This is a genomic window from Mesorhizobium sp. M1169, assembly GCF_040318345.1.
Classification (GTDB): domain Bacteria; phylum Pseudomonadota; class Alphaproteobacteria; order Rhizobiales; family Rhizobiaceae; genus Mesorhizobium.
The window spans coordinates 1-18,660 of sequence record NZ_JAMYME010000064.1 but is presented as its reverse complement, the minus strand read 5'-3'; the positions used below and the strand labels follow the sequence as shown (position 1 = coordinate 18,660).

17 protein-coding genes and 5 pseudogenes are annotated in these 18,660 nt (G+C 60.8%); 12 read left to right on the top strand and 10 right to left on the bottom strand.

Translation table 11 applies throughout. The features are described 5' to 3' along the window. Window positions 1–663: 663 nt before the first annotated feature. The 3 genes from NKH41_RS32140 to NKH41_RS32130 form a co-directional block, all read right to left on the bottom strand. Window positions 664–963 (bottom strand): DUF1236 domain-containing protein, encoded by a 300-nt coding sequence (locus NKH41_RS32140; protein ID WP_352503690.1) that lies wholly within the window; start codon window positions 961–963, stop codon window positions 664–666. Window positions 964–1,993: 1,030 nt separating this feature from the next. Continuing rightward, complete coding sequence (locus tag NKH41_RS32135) at window positions 1,994–2,257, bottom strand: BrnA antitoxin family protein (RefSeq protein ID WP_352935626.1); 264 nt, start codon at window positions 2,255–2,257, stop codon at window positions 1,994–1,996. A 491-nt stretch (window positions 2,258–2,748) separates the two neighbouring features. After that, the gene (locus tag NKH41_RS32130) at window positions 2,749–2,961 is read right to left on the bottom strand and encodes a cold-shock protein (protein WP_031194806.1); all 213 of its coding nucleotides are present in this window, start codon (window positions 2,959–2,961) and stop codon (window positions 2,749–2,751) included. Between the two features lie 522 nt (window positions 2,962–3,483). On the opposite strand from NKH41_RS32130, the gene NKH41_RS32125 reads away from it, so the two are divergent. After that, window positions 3,484–4,356, top strand: coding sequence for a ferritin-like domain-containing protein (locus NKH41_RS32125; RefSeq protein WP_352472952.1), 873 nt, complete (start codon window positions 3,484–3,486; stop codon window positions 4,354–4,356). 353 nt (window positions 4,357–4,709) lie between these two features. Here the strand turns inward: NKH41_RS32125 and soxR are convergent, their stop codons facing one another. Next, the gene (soxR, locus tag NKH41_RS32120) at window positions 4,710–5,135 is read right to left on the bottom strand and encodes a redox-sensitive transcriptional activator SoxR (RefSeq protein ID WP_502899618.1); all 426 of its coding nucleotides are present in this window, start codon (window positions 5,133–5,135) and stop codon (window positions 4,710–4,712) included. Window positions 5,136–5,229: 94 nt separating this feature from the next. Here soxR and NKH41_RS32115 point away from each other — a divergent pair, with 94 nt between their 5' ends. The 4 genes and pseudogenes from NKH41_RS32115 to NKH41_RS32100 all read left to right on the top strand — a co-directional run. Next, the gene (locus NKH41_RS32115) at window positions 5,230–5,952 is read left to right on the top strand and encodes an SDR family NAD(P)-dependent oxidoreductase (RefSeq protein ID WP_352770912.1); all 723 of its coding nucleotides are present in this window, start codon (window positions 5,230–5,232) and stop codon (window positions 5,950–5,952) included. After that, entirely contained in the window at window positions 5,949–7,073 is a 1,125-nt protein-coding gene (locus NKH41_RS32110; RefSeq protein ID WP_352770914.1) for an S-adenosylmethionine:tRNA ribosyltransferase-isomerase, read from the top strand. Before NKH41_RS32115 ends, NKH41_RS32110 begins: the two co-directional genes overlap by 4 nt. Beyond that, window positions 7,007–7,558: pseudogene (locus tag NKH41_RS32105) on the top strand (type IV secretory system conjugative DNA transfer family protein); the annotation flags it as partial. The gene NKH41_RS32110 and the pseudogene NKH41_RS32105, both read left to right, overlap by 67 nt. Before the next feature lie 10 nt (window positions 7,559–7,568). Beyond that, window positions 7,569–7,829, top strand: a pseudogene (locus NKH41_RS32100) (CopG family transcriptional regulator); the annotation flags it as partial. A 71-nt stretch (window positions 7,830–7,900) separates the two neighbouring features. On the opposite strand, the pseudogene NKH41_RS32095 reads toward NKH41_RS32100, so the two are convergent. Beyond that, a pseudogene (locus NKH41_RS32095) lies at window positions 7,901–8,526 on the bottom strand (OB-fold nucleic acid binding domain-containing protein); the annotation flags it as partial. Between NKH41_RS32095 and NKH41_RS32090 the strand changes: the two are divergent. The 4 genes and pseudogenes from NKH41_RS32090 to NKH41_RS32075 form a co-directional block, all read left to right on the top strand. Next, window positions 8,527–8,640 (top strand): annotated as a pseudogene (locus NKH41_RS32090) (elongation factor P); the annotation flags it as partial. A 232-nt stretch (window positions 8,641–8,872) separates the two neighbouring features. Then, window positions 8,873–9,913, top strand: coding sequence for a glycosyltransferase family 2 protein (locus NKH41_RS32085; RefSeq protein WP_352819468.1), 1,041 nt, complete (start codon window positions 8,873–8,875; stop codon window positions 9,911–9,913). After that, on the top strand, window positions 9,888–10,580 hold the full coding sequence (locus tag NKH41_RS32080; RefSeq protein WP_352935621.1) for a class I SAM-dependent methyltransferase: 693 nt from the start codon (window positions 9,888–9,890) through the stop codon (window positions 10,578–10,580). The genes NKH41_RS32085 and NKH41_RS32080 overlap by 26 nt, the downstream gene beginning before the upstream one ends. Beyond that, the gene (locus NKH41_RS32075; protein ID WP_352612683.1) at window positions 10,558–11,013 is read left to right on the top strand and encodes a GtrA family protein; all 456 of its coding nucleotides are present in this window, start codon (window positions 10,558–10,560) and stop codon (window positions 11,011–11,013) included. Before NKH41_RS32080 ends, NKH41_RS32075 begins: the two co-directional genes overlap by 23 nt. On the opposite strand, the gene NKH41_RS32070 is transcribed toward NKH41_RS32075, so the two are convergent. From NKH41_RS32070 to NKH41_RS32055, 3 genes and pseudogenes are all read right to left on the bottom strand, one after another. Next, complete coding sequence (locus tag NKH41_RS32070) at window positions 11,010–11,642, bottom strand: hypothetical protein (RefSeq protein WP_352935618.1); 633 nt, start codon at window positions 11,640–11,642, stop codon at window positions 11,010–11,012. The two genes, NKH41_RS32075 and NKH41_RS32070, sit on opposite strands and share 4 nt — an antisense overlap. Continuing rightward, a complete protein-coding gene (locus tag NKH41_RS32065; RefSeq protein WP_352935615.1) occupies window positions 11,629–12,786 on the bottom strand; it encodes a putative hexosyltransferase in 1,158 nt (385 codons plus the stop codon). The genes NKH41_RS32070 and NKH41_RS32065 overlap by 14 nt, the downstream gene beginning before the upstream one ends. 205 nt (window positions 12,787–12,991) lie before the next feature. Beyond that, window positions 12,992–13,102, bottom strand: a pseudogene (locus NKH41_RS32055) (phosphatidate cytidylyltransferase); the annotation flags it as partial. Window positions 13,103–13,160: 58 nt separating this feature from the next. Between NKH41_RS32055 and NKH41_RS32050 the strand changes: the two are divergent. The 3 genes from NKH41_RS32050 (at window position 13,161) to NKH41_RS32040 (ending at window position 14,521) form a co-directional block, all read left to right on the top strand. Further along, window positions 13,161–13,331 (top strand): hypothetical protein, encoded by a 171-nt coding sequence (locus tag NKH41_RS32050; protein WP_352772120.1) that lies wholly within the window; start codon window positions 13,161–13,163, stop codon window positions 13,329–13,331. 106 nt (window positions 13,332–13,437) lie between these two features. After that, window positions 13,438–14,043: a cupin domain-containing protein gene (locus tag NKH41_RS32045; protein WP_352835337.1), complete on the top strand. Its 606-nt coding sequence runs from the start codon at window positions 13,438–13,440 to the stop codon at window positions 14,041–14,043. Continuing rightward, on the top strand, window positions 14,033–14,521 hold the full coding sequence (locus NKH41_RS32040; protein ID WP_352503494.1) for a hypothetical protein: 489 nt from the start codon (window positions 14,033–14,035) through the stop codon (window positions 14,519–14,521). Before NKH41_RS32045 ends, NKH41_RS32040 begins: the two co-directional genes overlap by 11 nt. Window positions 14,522–14,740: 219 nt before the next feature. Here the strand turns inward: NKH41_RS32040 and NKH41_RS32035 are convergent, their stop codons facing one another. Together NKH41_RS32035 and NKH41_RS32030 are read right to left on the bottom strand one after the other, a co-directional pair. Further along, complete coding sequence (locus NKH41_RS32035; RefSeq protein WP_352935612.1) at window positions 14,741–18,166, bottom strand: acyl-[ACP]--phospholipid O-acyltransferase; 3,426 nt, start codon at window positions 18,164–18,166, stop codon at window positions 14,741–14,743. 287 nt (window positions 18,167–18,453) lie between these two features. Next, a partial coding sequence (locus NKH41_RS32030; RefSeq protein WP_352935609.1) for a hypothetical protein occupies window positions 18,454–18,660 on the bottom strand: 207 nt, incomplete at its 5' end.

The following is an 18,660-nucleotide window of genomic DNA, read 5'->3' as shown; positions in this document are numbered from 1 at the left end:
TCCGCTAAACACGGGGGCTGCGCGGCGGACACGCCGACGTCACCGCGATGCCACGCCATTTTGCAGAACTTGACGCACACAACTCCTGGGAATCTACCTGCGTGGTGGAAACGCCGCCAAAGGGGGGGTAGAGTCAGGACAATCTTGTACGTCTCTGGCGCGCTGCTCACGTTGGCCCTCATCGTTTTGACTGGTTGCGCAGCACTCAACTCACGTTCGCCACTCCTTGGAGCCCACAGTTCACGACTCCAAGCAGCGATCCCCACCCGACCCTTAGTCCTCCGCGTGCCGATCTTAGGCGAATGCCGCCTTGCCCGCTCGGACTCGACGCCCAGCAGTTCGAACTCACTTTCGGGCCTGCAAATCTACCTCGCTCCCGGCAGGGGAATGGCCAAGTGCGCGTGCTTCTGGAAGATGCCAATCTTATCGGGATACGTAATCCGGACCTCGCGTCCGCATTCCTCGCACTTGTAATGGGAAACGACCTGAAACCAGCTGCCGTTCCTGACGACGGCGAAGTTGCAATGCGGGCATTGGAAAGTCAGACCGACGGAGGATAGACTGGGAGAGAGGGACATTGCAGCGCCTCGCATTCTGGAGAGCTCATGCTTGGCTTCCCGCCGCACCCTTCGGCACGGCGGGCGGTCTTCTCAGACGTTCAGGTTACTGGATGACTTTCACGATTTTACGTGTGCCCGGGTCAACGACAACAGTCCGGTTGTCGACGACGACGTAGCGATATTTGACGTTGGGGACTTCATGAAGCTCGACGCTGTCCGGGAGCGTCGAGCCGACATTCAGCTCTACCCCAGGGACTTTCACCGAAGCGAGCGGCTGCTTTTTCACATATTCCTTGATGACGGTTTCCTGCTGCGGGTCAATGACCACGTCCTGGGCGGCGGCGGCACCGACACCGGCCAGCAGCAGAAATCCCGCCGCTGCGGTGGAAAGATGCATTCTCATAGCTATCTCCTTGTGGGCTCGTGGGCGCAAAACATAGCGCCAAAGCGCCCCAAACCTGCAGCTTCTCTAGACGTTCCAAACGGAGCCTTAAGGCTGGCCTTGCGTAGGGACCTAAGTCTGATTCGCTGCGCGCAATGGCCCCGGAACTGCGTCTGTTTGTACTCGTTGCGGTCCCTCAAGGGAGGAGCCGATGGAGAACAGTGTTCACAAAGCTCGCTGGCTGCTTGCACCGGTTTTCGCCACCTCCATCACGTTCTTGGTGATTGGAATAGTCGCGAGCTGATGGCCTAGCCAGAAATGACGCTCAAACAGTCCCAGAAATTGTATCTGCGCAGCTAGGGCCCCTTCCTGTGCTGGTGGGATCCGCCCGCCAAATCGAGGAGTGGCGGGCGGATTCTCATTTGCAGCTGCTGAGTGAGCAGGAAGACGGAAATTAAATAGAGACAACCAAGCCGACGTCGACCGGGCCCCCCTTTCGATCGATGCCTTTTTGAGGTGGAACGTTTCGCGCGGGAAAATTGCATTTCACCAAGTCAAACCAGCAAGTGATTAAAAAGATCGGCAACGACCGCCAGACCCTCACCAAGGCAGTGAAAAGCTGCGGGATCACCATTGAAAAACCCGCCGCACTCCAACCAAGAGTTGGGGATTGCATATCCGGCCTCATGTTCGCTTTTTACACACCGTTGACTCGTGCATCCTGACGGGCACTACACTTGATCCATCGGCTCCTACAGCGACGGTCTTCTGAAGCTTGGGGGGTTAAATGCCTTTCAAACGGGCCGGTCTATACCCATCCAATCAGGACCTTTGCCAACGCGTTTTGGACCAACTCTGCAGTGAGGAGAAGATCGCCCGGTCCTTCCCAAGCTGGCTAAATGCTCGCAATGCAAATAGCATTGAGGGGTTCGGTCGCGGCTCGATGAAAAAATTCCAGGATATGCGTTGTCGGTTGTCCAAAAGATTCGCAACCGCTTAACCTTATGCTTCCGTTCAACTCCATCTGCGTCGCAGCTATGCACCCTGCCGATCAGTAGTCGTCCGATCGTTTGTCATCGGCATTGGTCGGTTCTTTGGAGATAGCGCGCCGCAAGGTGTCGTTGATCCGATCCTGCCAGCCCGGTCCATCTTCCTGGAAGTGGTCCAGCACGGCCCTATCGATCCTGATCGAAACAAACTCTCTGATGTTTGGAGCCGACGGTTCGCGAACCGGCGCCGCCGGCTTTTTGATCGGCTTGAAGGCGGCTTCAGCGGCCGACATCGGATTTGTGGGTCGGCGTGGAGGATTTGCCATTTGATGATCCTGACTGGTCATAATGCTTGTCGAGCGGTTCAGTGCGAATGCGCATCATAACCATGTACCGCAGCCCACCGACAAAAAGCGAAAGGCCGGACTGTTGAGCCCGGCCCAAGTATGAAGGCAGCTTAAACCTCCAAAGCGGAACGCGCCGGACGAATGGCAGGAGAATCCGATGCGATGTCCATTGGGCCAACTCAGGCTATCCCCAATCACATTGCTGTGGGATGCAACAAGCTAAAGTGCTCTGCGGGGCAACGCCACGTGGCCCACTCTTACGCTGGAGGACGCAAACGCGAAAAACGCAGGAGGCTTCCCGCCTTCCGTTGCCCGACAAGCTGGTTCACACGATCGTTTCTGATGCGTTGCAGCAATCTGCTGCCCAGGTCTCTCCATCACACCAAGCTCGCGCGCTTTTTACACGGCGGGGTCAGTACATTCGTGACTTGCCGCGCTCCTGCGGCTTTCGCCACGGCGCGCGAGAGAAATCAACCTGCTTTGCGGAGATTGCCAGCAGAAGACTTGCCGGTACGTCGGTCCTGCTCGATGTCGTAGTTGATCTTTTGGCCCTCAACGAGGTTCGACAAACCAGCGCGCTCGACGGCGGAGATGTGAACAAAAACGTCCTGACCGCCATCGTCGGGTTGGATAAACCCAAACCCTTTAGTGCTGTTGAACCACTTCACGGTTCCAGTTGCCATGTGCATATACTCCTTGTGACTTCCCAGCGTGTTTGATCGACGAAGAGGCCAGACCGGTTGATAAATAGACGCAGCAAAAGCGAGAAATCGCAAGGCCCGGATGGATCGACCAGAATACCAACTTCTCTCGGACGGCCCACTCGTCTCACAAGTCGACAGGAATTTTCCTTTCCGGCCTGAAGCTCCTCCAGTCATCCTTGCTGTCCTGGGTTATCACGGCCCGCTCGTTTCCCTCCGGCCCTTAGCTTGCCGACTTGCGTTTCGAGTTCTTGGTCGACCGTGCTGACGCGGGCACTATCCGGCTCATAATGTGTCACCTCAATGTCTAGAGTCGAGGCTTGGTCACAAATAGTCGATGCCAACTCCGACGTTACGCGCCCAAAAAGCCATTGATCCGGAGCACGACCCCTGCAAAGTCCGACCTTTAAAGGAACATTTCGCCTATGGCGGAGTTGGGCGCGTGGCCCGCGATCGGAGATCGGACGCCAACAGATGATGCCGGCGGGCTTTTGGGAGGAAGCCATGATACGTGCCATCCCTTCACTCCACCTTTCCCGTCGCCGCGCATTGCAATTTGGGCTGGGAGCCAGCCTCGCCGCCACAACGGGCCTGGCGCCGGTTTCTCGCGCCTATGCCAAGGAGGAAGTGCAGGACGAAGACATCTTCCGCTTTGCGCTCAACCTGGAATACATGGAGGCCGAATATTATCTTCGCGGCACCACCGGAAAAGGCATCGACGCTGCCGATGCCGGTTCCAAACCCGGCGATGTCGTCGGCGGAAAGAAAGTGTCCTTCGAGACACCCGCCATCGGCGAATTCATGCAAGAGGTTGCTGAAAACGAACTCGCGCATGTCCGGTTCTACCGCAAGACGCTTGCAAAGAACGCAGTCGACAGGCCGGCCATCGATTTCGATGCGGGGTTCAAGGCGGTTGCGGAGGCAGCGGGCCTCGGGCGGGACTTCGACCCCTTCGGCAACGAAACGAACTTCGTTCTCGGCGGCATGCTGTTCGAGGATGTCGGCGTCACCGCCTATGCCGGTGCCGCGACGGTTCTGAAGAACAAGGAGTTTCTCGCCGCCGCCGCCGGCATATTGGCGGTCGAGGCCTACCACATGGGAATGGCGCGCTCCACACTGTACCGGAAGGGAGAGAAAGCCTGGAAGGCCGCCAACGCCGTCTCGGACGCACGAGACAAGATCGACGGGCCGGAAGACAAGGACCAGGGCATCCAGGTGAATGGCAAGGCCAATTTCGTTCCCTCGACGCCCGACGCGATCGCGTTCACCAGGACGCCGCAGGAAGTGCTGCGGATCGTCTATCTCACCGATAAGGATGGCGTGAGCAAGGGCGGCTTCTATCCGGAAGGGATGAACGGAACCCTGAAGAGCACCTGAGTCGCTCGCGACAGGCGATCGCATCGCCGGAAGAGATGCAGCGGGCCTGCGGGCGGCACTGCTGGTACGGCTGCGCGACGATCACGAATCAAATCCGCCGCAGGAGTCTTGCGCTCCCGGTTGTCCATCCTAACGATGCAACCCCGCGGAGCGGGAGCGTTCCATCGCGTCGATTTGGAGCAGCTCTTGTTCTGACCCCTTGTTGACCGCGATTTTGAGACAGCAGGAGCTGTCCGGTTCAGCGCGATTCCTGAATTAACATCAGGGCCGCCGCGCCCTTACCTGGCAGCGTCTCGCACTTGGCGAAGTCTTGCGCTGCCGAGTTCTGCAATAGGGACAGGCACGCTGCCAAATCACCCCAGCCAATACCTCGGCCCCGGCCCCTTGCGTCCTGCCATATCGGCAGGGTTCGCAAGGCTACACCGGTCCATCGACAGGCAGCCGCAACCGATGCACTCGGTAAGCCCCGACCTCAGGCGCTGCAACTCGGCGATGCGCTGGTCTATGCGCTTGGTCCACTGGCCCGACAACCGCGACCAATCCCGACGCGACGGCATGCGATCGGCTGGCAACTTGGCAAGCTCGGCGCCGATCTCCTCAAGCGTCAGCCCAATTCGCTGCGCGAAGACGATGAAGGCGATTCGGCGCAGCACGGATCGCGGGTAGCGTCTGTGTCCCGAGCCGGCCCGCTCGGACGCGATCAGCCCGCGCTCCTCGTAGAAGCGCAGGGCCGATGAGGCGACGCCGCTGCGCCGTGACACGTCGGTGATGGTCAACATGGAATCCATGCATGAACGAAAGCACAATTCCCGCTTGACTTCAAGTTAACTTGAACTTGTAGCAAGAGGCATACGGATTAAGGGAGCACTGGCAATGCAGACGAATATCGAACTTCAGGGACTTCGCGTGGCGGTCACGGGCGGCACGTCCGGCCTCGGACTGGCGCTTGTGCGGCAGCTTGCCGCACAGGGTGCGTGGGTCGCCTTCGTCGCCCGCACCGCCGCGAACGTCGCACGCATCGCTGACGAGACGGGCGCGCACGGCATTGTCGGCGACGTCGGCAAGAAAGAGGACACTTACTCGATCGCGCTACAGGTAACCGCGAGCCTCGGCGGGCTCGACGTCCTGATCAACAATGCCTCGAGCCTCGGCCCTGTCCCTCTGGCGCTCCTCGCCGATACTGAGTGCGAGGAGCTGGAAACGGCGCTCGCGGTCAACCTGGTCGGCGCGTTCCGGCTGACGAAGGCTCTTTTCGGTGCGCTTGCGGCGTCCGCGCGCGGCGGCCGTGGCGCGCTGGTGATCAACCTTTCCAGCGACGCCGCGGTGAACGCCTATCCCGGCTGGGGAGCATACGGCGCGAGCAAGGCCGCTCTTGCCCATCTGACGGCGATTTGGGACGAGGAGGCGAAGGCAGACGGCATCCGGCTCCTCGCGCTTGACCCCGGCGATATGGACACCCCACTGCACGCGCTCGCGATCCCTGATGCTGATCCGGCGACCTTGAAGCGCCCCGAGAAGGCAGCTGCCGAGATCATCGAAAAGATGCTCGACGCGTTGCCTGTCCGCTCTACGCTTCTGGCCGGAGCACATGGATGATTGCCGCCGATCGTCCCGATCGGCGCTCCGCCAGGCTGTTCGTCGTCCAGGCGGACGGCACGATGCGCGACCTGCCGCGAGCTGGACTCGCGACGCTGTTCAACCCCGGCGATCTGGTCGTCGCCAATGACGCCGCGACCTTGCCTGCCAGCTTGCACGGCACGCATGTCCCAAGCGGTGAGGCGATCGAGATCCGCCTGGCGGGCTGGCTATCATTTCCCGATCCAACCCGATTCGTGGCGATTGCCTTCGGCTCGGGCGATCACCGCACGCGCACGGAAGACCGGCTGCCTCCACCTCCGCTGTCACCAGGCGATCGCCTCCGGCTCGGCTCGCTTGACGCCGTCGTCGAGCGCCTTCTCGACCATCCACGCCTTCTCGAGTTGCACTTCCCAGGCAATCGCGCAGCGGTGCTTGCAGGACTGGCGCAGCACGGCCGGCCGATCCAATACGCGCATGTTCCCGAGCCGTTGGCACTGTGGGATGTTTGGACGAAGATTGCCGCCGGGCCGGTCGCGTTCGAGGCGCCATCGGCAGGCTTCGCGCTCGACTGGCGCACGCTCCAAGCCTGGCGTCGGCACGACGTTGGCTTTGCAACACTCACGCATGCTGCGGGCGTCTCTTCTACCGGCGATCCCGCGCTCGACTCGCGCCTTCCCTTCGACGAGCCATACCGCATCCCTGGGCACACCGCGGCGCAGGTCGCGTGGGCGAAGCTGCGCGGCAGCCGCATCATTGCGATCGGCACGAGCGTAGTGCGCGCACTTGAGGCAGCCGCCAATCCCGGCGGCAATGCGCGTGCCGGAAATGGCATTGCGACAGGGCGCATCGCGCGGGGCACGCGGCTTCGCGTGGTGGATGCGGTTCTCACGGGCGTCCACCAGCCCGGCGAAAGCCATTTCGAGCTCCTGCGCGCCTTTGCCGACGATGCTCTGCTCGCCAAGGCCTCCGCAGCCTTCATCGCGTATCGATACCGCGCGCATGAATTCGGCGATTCCATGCTGCTCAATCGCCAACCGCTGCTTCTATCGCGCGAGCGGAACCGCGCCGAGGTGCTCCCGAGATGCGCGCCATGCGCAACTATGCGGGCCATCGGCTCTCGCCCTGGCTTGGCCATCTGATGGTGTCGCGCTCCGAGACCGCCAGACCGTTGCTGATCCGGGCGAGATCATGCAGCTCCCGCCCGCCGACGAGATCGTCATGGTGGCGGCTACGCCGCCGATCCGCGCGAAGAAGGCGCGCTACGAGGATCGCCGTTTCAAGGACCGGATCATGGCGCCGCCGGTGCTTACCAGGCCGGCACAGCCGGGCCCGGACGACTGGAGCCCGGCTGCCGCTTCGGGCCAGGCCGGCGAGCATCGTGTCGGCCGACGCAGCCGGCGCCGCAGACATCGGCGACGAAGATCCAACGGGATCGGAACGGCGTCAACAGCCCGAGCTGAACCGCGCCGCGCCGGTGGAGAAGAGGGCGCCGATCGAGAACGATTTCGACGGCGGCTTCGATGACGAGGTCGATGACGACACTGCGCGGATCAGCCGCGGCAACCAGATTATGCAGGGCATGGCCCGCCAGGTCTCGCTCGATCCGAACGACGCCATGGAGCTGCGAGGCGCCCGTGGCCAATCCGTCGAAGAAGCAGCGCCTGTCGGTCTGTCTCGAACCCGAGGTGATGAAGGCGCTCGCGGCCCACGCGGCACGACGTGACCAATCGCGCACGCTGATTGCAGAGGCGGCCATCGCATCCTTCCTGTCGCCGGACGCCGCCGAGCGACAACAGGCCGCGACGACCAAGCGCCTCGACCAGCTCGATCGCCGCATGCCGCTCATGGAGCGCGATGTCGGCATCTCGGTCGAGATGCTCGCCGTTTTCGTGCGTCATGCGGGCCAGACTACCACATGATGACGATATATCCGCTGCAGCTTCTATCGGAAATCCCGCGTCTTCACCTAGATGCCGTCGATGTGCTCGTATGGATCGACGATGTTTCGGCCCTTCGGCAGGCTCCGCGGATCGACACCCGGCGCGCCGTAATGGGCTTCGTCACCGCGGCCATGCGGCACGGGAAACGGCGTCTCGCGGTTTCCCAGACTGGCCAGCTCGGCCGGCAGTTCGATCAACTGATGGGAGACGAGATGCACCACCTCCCCTTCCCGCTGGATGCGGCCGCGCACGCCGAGCATGGCCGACGAAAGAAGCACGCGACGGAACTTCTCGAATACCTTGACCCAGACGACGACGTTGGCGGCGCCCGTCTCATCCTCCACGGTGAGGAACATGACGCCTTTGGCCGAGCCTGGCCGTTGCCGGACCAAAACCAGGCCGGCAGCCTCGAGCCAGCTTCTGTCTCGCGCCTGCATGGCCTCCTGACAGGTCACGATGCTGCGCCGGCGAAGATCGGCACGCAGAAACGACGCCGGATGGCTGCGCAAGGTCAGCCCGACATGGCCATAATCCTCGACAACGTCGCGGCCGGCCGTCATGGGCCTGAGCGCAACAACAGGCTGGTGGATCTCGGGCAAAGTCTTCTTCTTACGGCAAGCAGCGGCCGCAACAGCGGCAGAGGTTCGTCGCGAAACCGGCAACGCTGTCCAACGGCGTGCGCGCGCTGGTACCGCTATACATCAGCGCCGGCACCCGCGTCGTGGTGATGACTGCCGATGGCGCCTACGTGGAGCGCGCGAAGGAGGGCGTGCAGCGATCTTCAGGGCGGTCAAACAGCTTTGTGCTGGCGTATCACCAGACGAACCTCGCTGGCGACCTATCGAGTTCGCGCCTCGGCGCGGACGCTCATCTCTCACTGAGAACCGGCATTTAATCAAGAACTAGCTAAATTAGCAGTTTCTTGCACACCTTTGGAACTTTGTAGCTTTCGTTACATTTTCAACCGCATGCGAGACTCTGTGGTCCACGGCCCTGGAATGACGGTGAACAGATCACCGCCTCGCTACTCGCTCGTTCTGCCCATATACAATGAAGAACAGGTGCTGCCTCGGCTGATCGAGCGGATCAGTTCGCTTATCGACCGGCTGGACGGCGAAACCGAGACCATCTTCGTCGATGATGGAAGCCTCGATGGAAGCGTCGAATACCTCCAAAAAGTGGTTGCCGCCGAGCCGCGCTTTCGGCTGATCGAATTTTCCCGCAATTTCGGCCACCAAGTGGCGATTACCGCCGGTATGGACGCCGCTGCGGGCGATGCCGTCATCGTCATGGATGCCGACCTGCAGGATCCGCCGGAAGTCGTTCTCGATCTGGTGGCCAAGTGGAAGGAAGGCTTCGAGATCGTCTATGCCCGCCGGGTCAAGCGCGAGGGCGAATCCTGGTTCAAGCGCTTTACGGCAAGTCTTTTCTATCGCCTGCTGGAGAAAATGACGTCGGTCGATATTCCGCGCGACGTCGGCGACTTCCGCCTGGTCGGCCGCAAGCCGCTGGAAACCTTCAAGCGTATGCCCGAACATGACCGCTTCGTCAGGGGCATGTTCGGCTGGATGGGCTTCAAGCAAACGACCGTGCCATTTGAGCGCCACGCGCGAACCCTGGGCCAGACCAAATACCCATTCTGGAAGATGGTGCACCTTGCGGTTCACGGCATCGTCAGTTTCTCCGAGAAGCCCTTACGCCTGGCGCTCTGGGGCGGATTGGCCATTTCCGCGCTTGCGGTGGTCTTTGGCGCCTATGCCATCTTTGCCTCGTTTTTTGAAACCGGCATCATTGCCGGGTGGACATCCACGGTAGTGATCGTGTCGCTCCTGTGCGGCATCAATCTTTTCATGACCGGTGTGGTCGGGCTCTACGTTGGCAGCATCCACGCCGAGGTGAAACGCCGCCCGCTTTATGTGATTAATCGGCTCACCGGCTTCGACGAGGCGATGCGTACCGTCTCTGGTGAGCGCCGCCTATCGTTTCACAAGCCCAGGAGTGGAGTCCCCGCCAATGGCCGAACTCTTCGACAGCTATAATTCCAACTATGGCGAGGCGGTCGAAGGGTCCATCCGGTTTTCCGGACTCAGGCACGACTTCTTCCTTGTCGCCAAGGCGGACCTGCTGCGGCGTCTGGTGATCGAGCGAAAGCTTCGGCAGGATGGCTCGGCTGTAAGGGCGCTGGATGTCGGCTGCGGCGTCGGTTCGCTCCACCGCTATCTCGACGGCGCTTTCGACAGCCTCGATGGCTGCGACGTCTCGCAAGACTCGATTTTGCGCGCCAGGCAACACAATCCGCGTGTGGCCTACAGGACCTGCAGCACGCAGGGGCTGCCTTATGAGGACGGCACGTTCGATCTGGCTTTCGCCAGTTGCGTCGTCCATCACGTTCCGCCCTCCTCCTGGCTCGATTTCTTCCTGAAAATGCGGCGCGTCGTGCGTCCAGGCGGGGTCGCCTGCATCATCGAGCACAATCCCTATAATCCGCTGACGCGCCTTGCGGTGTTCCGGTGTCCCTTCGATCACGACGCAGTCCTGCTCAAAGCCGCCAGAGCAAGGTCCCTCTTTCAGGAAACAGGCTTCAGCGACATCCGCTCCGAGCATTTTCTGCTGCTACCCTCGGCAAGGCCTTTCGCCAGAAGAGTCGAGCGCGCGCTCGCGTCGCTGCCGCTTGGAGCGCAGTATGCCTGCAGTGCGCAAGTCTGAGGGCCCCTCGACCAGCGACGCCGGCCTGAAACTGCTGGTGCGTTTCGGATCGGTCGGCATCGCTGCAACGATCCTATATGCAGTGATGGCCACCGCTTTGGTCGAATGGCAACGGTTCGGCCTCTCGCCGGTCGGTGCCTCGCTCGCAGCTTATACCGCTGCCGCCCTGTTTTCTTATCTCGCGCATAAGTTCGTGACCTTCGCGTCGAGCGGATCGCATCGATCGGAGGCTCCGCGTTTTCTCTTGCTGACGGCAACCGGCTTCGCGGTGGCTTACGCGGCGCCGGCGCTTTTGACGGCGAAACTCAGTCTGCCGCCGATCATTTCCATCCTGGTTACATGCTTGCTTGTTCCAGCGGTCAATCTCCTCATGCTCGACCGCTGGGTTTTTGCGCAGCGAAGACGCGGCCAGCAGCGCGATCGCCCGCCCTAATCCGCGTCAATGGGATCGAGCCGGAGCGACAACAATTTGATGGAGCGCTTATAGATGTTGCTGGCGGCAGGAGTTTGCGGAATGCCGTCGAGGTAGTCGAAGGCAATGTCGAGTGTCTTGGCCTCGCCGAGAGCCGCCGGTGGGATGACGAACGAGACGGTGCGTGGCTCTTTGCCGGACAGCGTCACCGCATGCACCCGAACGCCGTTCACCGAGATCACAACCCTTTGCGTGATCTGTGGCGGACGAATGACGGCGGCCATTTGCAGCGTGGCAGTCAGGCCGTCGCGAAGCGGCGGTATGTCCAGGCGAAGCCGCGAGGTCTCGCCCAGCGAATGGGTGCCGTCGGCTACCGGCCCCGACCAGCCACAGACCATCATGCCGGTTGCCTTTTTGGCTCCGTCGGACCGGAACGACACCGTCTCGCCAAGTGTGTAGCTGCCGACCGCATCGCGATTGAGGCAGGTCGTCGTCCGGTCGATGTAATAGGCGCGATAGTCGGCATTGACGTCTGGATTGAGAGCAAGCGCAAGCATGATGATTTCCGCCCCGGCCAGAACCGCCGCCAGCGTGTAGCCGCCAAGCGAGGCCGCGCGCCGATGCGGGCCCGGAGTGCTAGACCAGGGCAAGATAGCCCCCGATCCACGCGACGGTCATGAAATAGCAGGCGCCCAGGAAGAGACCCAGAGCCGCAAGAAAAGTCAGCTTCGACGCCGACAACAACGTGGTCAGCAATATTGTCAGAGGCGCAAGCCCAACGACGTATCTGACCATCGAGGCCAGGTTCGTGATCAGCGGCAGGATGATACAGCAGGCGCAGAACAGCGCGGCGCCATATTGCCTACGAACCGCCAGAACCGCCGATAATGCCAGTCCTATGAGTGCGGCGAGCGCGCTCCATTGCGGCGCCGTAGGCAGCCATCCAGTCGTCGGAACGGCCGAGAGTCCATCCCATATGAAGGCGAGCGGATTGCCCGCCACACGTCCAAACGCACGCTGGACGTGCAGGAAGGCAAAGCCGTCCCCGACCGTCAGATAGAGGAACAGGATGTAGGCGAACAAGCCGGCAGGCGAGATGAGAATTGCAACGAGCAGATCCGGTCGGCCAAGCACCCAACGTGGGAACGAAAGCGCCGATCCGCCCTTTGCGCGGTAATCTCTGAACATCTGAATGACGGTCGCAAATACAACAAGCACTCCGACCAGCCTGGTTGCCGACAGCAGAGCCGATGACAGCCCCGCGGTCAGATAGCTGGAGCGTTTGAGTGCCAGAAAAACGCACGACATCAGGAGCACGAAAAGAGGTTCGGTCAGGAAAGTCGTGAAGTGAAAGGAGAACGGGCCGCTGAGCAGAAAGGCGCAATATAGCACATAAGCGCGCATGTTCTTCTCGAGCAGCGGCCACGCCACCAGACAGGCCGCGTAGCTGCACGCAACCGATGTGATCGACGCGAGCAGTATCGTCGGCAAAGGGAAAACAGACCGGATTGCCGCCACCAGCATCGGATAGAGTGGAAAGAAGCCCCAGCGTCCGACATTGCTCTGGTTTGGAATGGGAAAGCGCTCATAACCATGTTCGGAAATGTCGACATACCACGCGCAATCCCACCGGCAGAGCGCCTGGGCATAGGCTGCGAAGCCTGGTTGCGCCGAGATCGAGGCAAATGCCGCATAGCGAATGGCCAGTCCACCGACGACGAATAGCAGCGGCACCACCACGACCGCAATAAAGCGGCCACCGGCGTTCGGACGCGCGACAGCTTCGAGCGCCACAATCTGCCTCCACCCGTTCAAGTGACTGGCGCCACTCAAAGCTAGATGACGCGCGCCCGGGCGAATTCAAGGCATGCAACGCGGCTCAGATGGCGATAGAGCTACCCCGCGCTTCTGAGCCAGACCAGCATGTCGCCGGGGTCGCGATTGTCCCAGGCAAAGTACGGCACGGCGGTGAGTTCCGCTTCCTCCACCGCACCAGGAGATGCCGGCCGAACAGCTTACCGGAGATAAATTGCAGCACGTCGCTGCCTTGCACGGTGATGATCAGGAAAGCGATCAGCAACAGGTTGCGGCCTTCGAAGCCTGGGCGATCCGGGTGAGGTGATCGATCATTCAACATAAGCGCGTTTCCGCTGAATCGGCGGCGGAAATTGGTCGAAGGTATCGCCCGGGTCCTAAAATCCAAAAACCTGGAGGACGCGAATGCCTTCTGGCGCAGCACCGCCAAGACAATTCTCGTTCAACTCCGGCAGGCACAAGCTGAGCGGCCGACATGCGGGCGCTTCTCTGAGTTTCAGTTCTCCTCGCGGGCCGCAGCTTAATAGCGGCCATTCGGCAAAAGGAACAAAGTGCGGTGTCGCTGGTTGAGATTTGTTGAGACCAGAGCGGAGGCTTTCCCCGCTGTCTCATCCAGCGCAAGGATTCGCCGTGGGCATTCTCGAGAGCCTGAAGAAAGCTACCGAGCAGGCGACGGGTATCGCGCGACCGAGAAAGCAAGATCTCGCCGAATTTGTGAAGATGAAGAAGCCACTCGAATTTCGGTTCAAGGATGACGGCCTCGTGCCGAACCACCCCTTCTGGCCGTTTGTCGTCTATCGCGGCGCCGTAAGGTCGGTGGAACAATTTGATTCCGCAGCCGTGCCGGAAGAGCTTTTCGAGGCCAATGGCTGGTGTAGCGGCTGGCGGGACGGCATCTACCACTACGTCCATTACCATTCCCGCAAAAATGAAGTGCTTGGGGTTGCGGGCGGCACCGGCAAGGTTCGGTTCGGGGGCAACAGGGGCCGTACATTGTCCTGGAAGGCCGGCGACATGGCAGTTCTTCCGGCCGGCACCGGTCACCAATGTCTCTCCGAGTCTGCTGGTTTCCTGGTGGTCGGCGCTTATCCCGCATCCGAGGCTTATGACGAATGCACGACAGCCCAGGAACATGAGCGGGCATTACGAACGATTCCCAAGTTGGCCGTCAACGCAAGGATCCGGTCTATGGGAGCAAAGTGCCGCTGGTGTCAGTGTGGAAAAAATGAAGCTTGAAGATGAAGTCCGCCACGTTTCCGAAGACTTGGACGATGATGTACTGAGTGACGCTGTGCGGGCGCTGCATCGCCGGGTGAAGATCGTTCATGATTTCGATATCCCCTACATTGCTGGCTACAGCAAAGATGGCAGGACGATTTATATCGATCGCCATATGCCTCGCACTATGGATTGGAAATCGGCCAAGGTCCGGCTTGCCCCATTTCTGCTAACGCACGAAATCGTTGAAAAGGCGCTCCTAGACGAACTCGGGCTTCATTATCTGCACGCGCATCAAATCGCTCTTCGAGCCGAACGCGATGCAGTGAAGGCGGCGGGTGTTGGCTGGTCCGCTTACCAGGCGTTCAACAAAAAGAACGAAAAACCGATCTCCGAAGAGAAGCTCAAGAAGATCCCCAAGGATCTTGACCTGACGCCCTACCGCGACATGAGTGACTTTTCAACGCTCGAGCGTCTGCTGAAGGCGCAACGATAGTCGGACAAGCCAATGGTCCTCGCTTGCCAGTTCTATGACCGCCGCCTCGACAGTTCAGCATCGACGAGCTCGCGGCACATGTGCAAATGAGCGCATCGAGCCTGCACCATCGTTTTCGCCAGCTGCAGCTCGTTCGCATGGCGCTGCGTGCACCGAACTTTCGCGGCGGTCCCGTGTTCTCAACCGAGATACACAAAAGCTACCGTAAAAGCGAGCCGTTCAAGCCGCTTGGGTTTTCATGTCTTCGCCGCTCACCATTTTGGTCACAGCGGAGAAATCGAGCTTGCCTGAGCCGAGGACAGGCACTTTCGCAACGACGCGCACTTCGGCCGGCACCATCAGGTCCATGGCGCTGTTGGCCCTGGCGAAGGCCAGGAATTCGGCACGCGTGGCGTTGACAGCCTCGGTAATGAGGACCAGCTTTTCGCCCTTGCGCGCATCTGGCACGGCGGCGACTGCCGAGAGCGAGCCTTTCCACAATTCGCCCGCCAGTGCCTCGACGGCGGCCAGCGAAACCATCTCGCCACCGATCTTGGCAAAGCGCTTCGCGCGGCCTCGAATGGTGATGAAGCCGACGTCGTCGACGGCGACCACGTCACCGGTGTCATGCCAGCCGTCTTCGAGCGGCTCGAGCACGCCCGGCTTCTCGGTGCGCAGATAGCCCGCCATGACATTGGGCCCGCGCACGAAAAGCCGTCCGCCATCCTCGACGCCAGGCACCGGGTCCAGGCGGTACTCCATACCCGGCATGATTTTGCCGACACTGCCGGAGCGGTTGTACATCGGCGTGTTGATGGAGATCACGGGCGCGGTTTCGGTCACGCCATAGCCTTCGAGGATGCGCAGGCCGAACTTTTCCATATAGGTCGCGCGCGTAGAAGCCTTGACCGGTTCCGCGCCGGCAAAGCAATAGCGCACTGAGCGGAAGTCGTAAGGGTGTGCCGTACGCGCATAGCCGCTGAGGAACGTATCGGTGCCGAAGATGATCGTCGCGTTCGATGCGTAGACCAACTCCGGCACCATGCGATAGTGCAGCGGGGAGGGATAGAAATAGACCGGCACGCCCGATATCAGCGGCAGCACCGTACCTGCTGTCATGCCGAACGAGTGGAAGATCGGCAGCACGTTGAAGACCTTGTCGCCCGAATGGAAGTCGATACGCGAGGCGGCCTGGGCGGCATTAGCCAGGATGTTGCGATGGGTGAGCACCACGCCCTTAGGCGTGCCTTCAGAACCTGAGGTGAACAGGATCACCGCCGGTTGGCCGGGCTTGCGGGCGACCCGGGGTGTATTTTTGCGCAAAAGGCCGAGCAGCTTGTCCTTGAGGCCAATGGTGGCCCTCAGATCATCAAGCCACACAATATCGACCGAGCGGCCGAGTTCCTCGACCACGGCGCCAAGTTTCGCTTGTTCGACAAAGGCGCGTGAAGTCAGCACCGTGCGCACCTCGGCGGCCTTGCAAGCGGAGAGGATGTTGGCCGCACCGGCAGTGAAGTTCATCATCGCCGGAACCTTGCCGGCGGACATGACGCCGAGCAGCGTCGCACAGGCGCCGTTGGCATTGGGCAGCATGATGCCGAGCGTCTGCTGGCCGGCATAGAGGTTCTTGAATTTCTCTCCAAGCACGGCGGCGGCTGTCAGCAGCTTGCCGTAGCTCAGCGAACCGGTGACGGGGTCCTGCACGGCCAGTTGCTTCATGCCGCGTTCGCTCGCCGTCTGGATGATCTTCTCCAGCACAGTCTTGTCGATGTCCTGGGTGCGGAAGACGAGATCCGACATGACCTGGTAGAGGGCAGCACCCGCCGCTGCGCGGCGCTTCCGGCCCTTGAGGTCCGGCGGTACTTCAAGTTTGGCCGGTTCTAGTATCGTCACCCTGACCTTTGGGAACAGCTGGCGGCGCACATGCAGCGAACTCAGTCGCGAAAAATAGCTCTTCTCCAGGCCGTCGATGCGCACTGGCACGATCATCGAGCCGGTCTTGTCGGCCACCATGGCGCCACCGTCATAGACCTTCATCAGGCCGCCGGTCACGGTGATCCGGCCTTCGGGGAAGATGACAAGCGGATCGCCGCCTTGCACGGCCTTGATAAGCGTGCGGGTCGACATCGGCTTGGCCGGATTGAGCGGCAGGGCGCGCGCAAGTTTCATGAACGGCTTCATCCACCAGGCTTGGGCGATGGTGTAGTCGATGGCAAACACCGGCTCCTCATCCGTCAGCGTCAAAGCCAATGGGCCGTCGAGGAAACTGACATGGTTGAGCGCCAGGATGGGTGCCGGGCCGGCCGCCTTAAGGTTTTCCAGCCCCTCCACCTCCAGACGATGGAAGGCTCGGAACAGAATGGAAACGAAGTCGCGGAAGGCGTTGGTTGGCAGATATCTCAGCATCAGCAAGGCGGCGACCACGTTGAGTGCGGCGAGGCCGAACAGGATACCTCCAGTGGAGACGCCCACTGCTTGAATCGCGGCGACAAGTATGCCGCCCACCGTCATAAAGCCTGCATTGACGATGCTCACCGCGGCGACGACGCGAGCGCGGCTGGCTTCGGGCGCCCAGGCTTGTACGGCGGCGAAGGTTGGTACGACAAGAAAGGCGCTGGCAATAGCCATGCCGGCAAGGTCGATCGCAACATGGACCGTGTTTGGCCCGGCGAAGAATATTGCGAGCGTTTCGGCCCCGATCGAAGGCTGCATCCTCCAGATTGTCCAGGCCAGGTCCAAGCCGAACAGTGCCATCAACGCAGTGCCAACCGGGGCTGGCAAGAGCACGATGCGGCCCTGCGACATCCATGCGGCTATGGCAGAGCCAATGGCGATCGACACGGCGAACACCGCGAGATAGGCGGTGACGGCGATTTCTCCGCCACCGAGCGAATCCTTGACCAGTGTAGGCAGGATCGAAAGGACAATGGCCCCGATCAGCCAGAACCACGACGTCATCAGTCCGGCGCGCCAGATCCGCTTGTCGGCACGCAAACCGTTCACCTGTCGCCAGGTCGAGCGAAAGATGTTTTTGTCGATGACTAGGTCGGGAGCCGCAGAACCGGTGGACGGGATGTAGCGGCTGACAAACCAACAGGCCACGGCAAGGATCATCATGATCGGCCCGAACACCGCGACGCCAATGCCATCGGCCGAGACGACGCCTCCGGCGATAGTGCCGCCGAGGATGGCGGCGAAGGTTGCCGATTCAATCCAGGCATTGGCGCGGGGCAATTCCTTGCGCTCGAGATGATCCGGCAGGATGCCGTACTTGATCGGTCCGAACAGCGCCGAGATGATGCCGAACATGAGCAACGCGATCATCAGCACCGGGATCGACGACAGGGTGATTCCAACGACAGCGACAGCCGCAGCGGCGATCTCGGTGAATTTCAGCCGACGGGCGATGAGCGCCTTGTCGAACCGGTCGGCGATCTCGCCACCAACGGCGGACAGGAGCAGGAAAGGAGCCATGAAGACGGCACCCGCCAGCGTAACCAGTGATGCAGCCTTGTCCGCCGCCAGGGTAAACAGAATAAGGAACACCAGCGTGTTCTTGAGGAAATTGTCGTTGAAGGCGGAAAGGAACTGCGTCCAGAAGAGAGGCGCAAAGCGCCGTGATGTCATCAGATGGCTAGTCGTATGGCCGTTCGTGGCGATTTCCATTGGGGCGGCTTCCATTGGGCAAGACCGTTGAAGATCGTGGCCGTATCGATCAGCGGTCTTGCGCGGTTTGAGCTTCTTGTAGTGGGAACCCGGTTACACTTCGTTACTGCGGCTCAAATCGATCAGCGGCTTTTGGGTTTGAGGTCTTCTAGCCGCTTCATGCGGCTCGCCTCTTCTGCGTCTCGAAGGGTCTTGGTGATAGTGATCGAGGTATGCACGAGCCTGATCGCCGCCATCGGGCAGAACCCCTTGGCGGCAAAGCTTGCTCCATGAAATTGATGGCGCCGTCAGTATCGAAGCGGCGATGGCGAAATTGGCATGGTGAATGTTTGCAGGCGCTTGAACCCTTGGGAGCATAGCTGTTGAAGGTCATCGATATTATCTTTTGGTTTCAGGGTGAGATTGCGCAGGCGTTTGTCTGTCTCCAGGCCGGATACAATCAAGCGGTCTTGCGACGGTCCGGACGAACGCAGCGTCAGCGCTGCTCCGCAGCA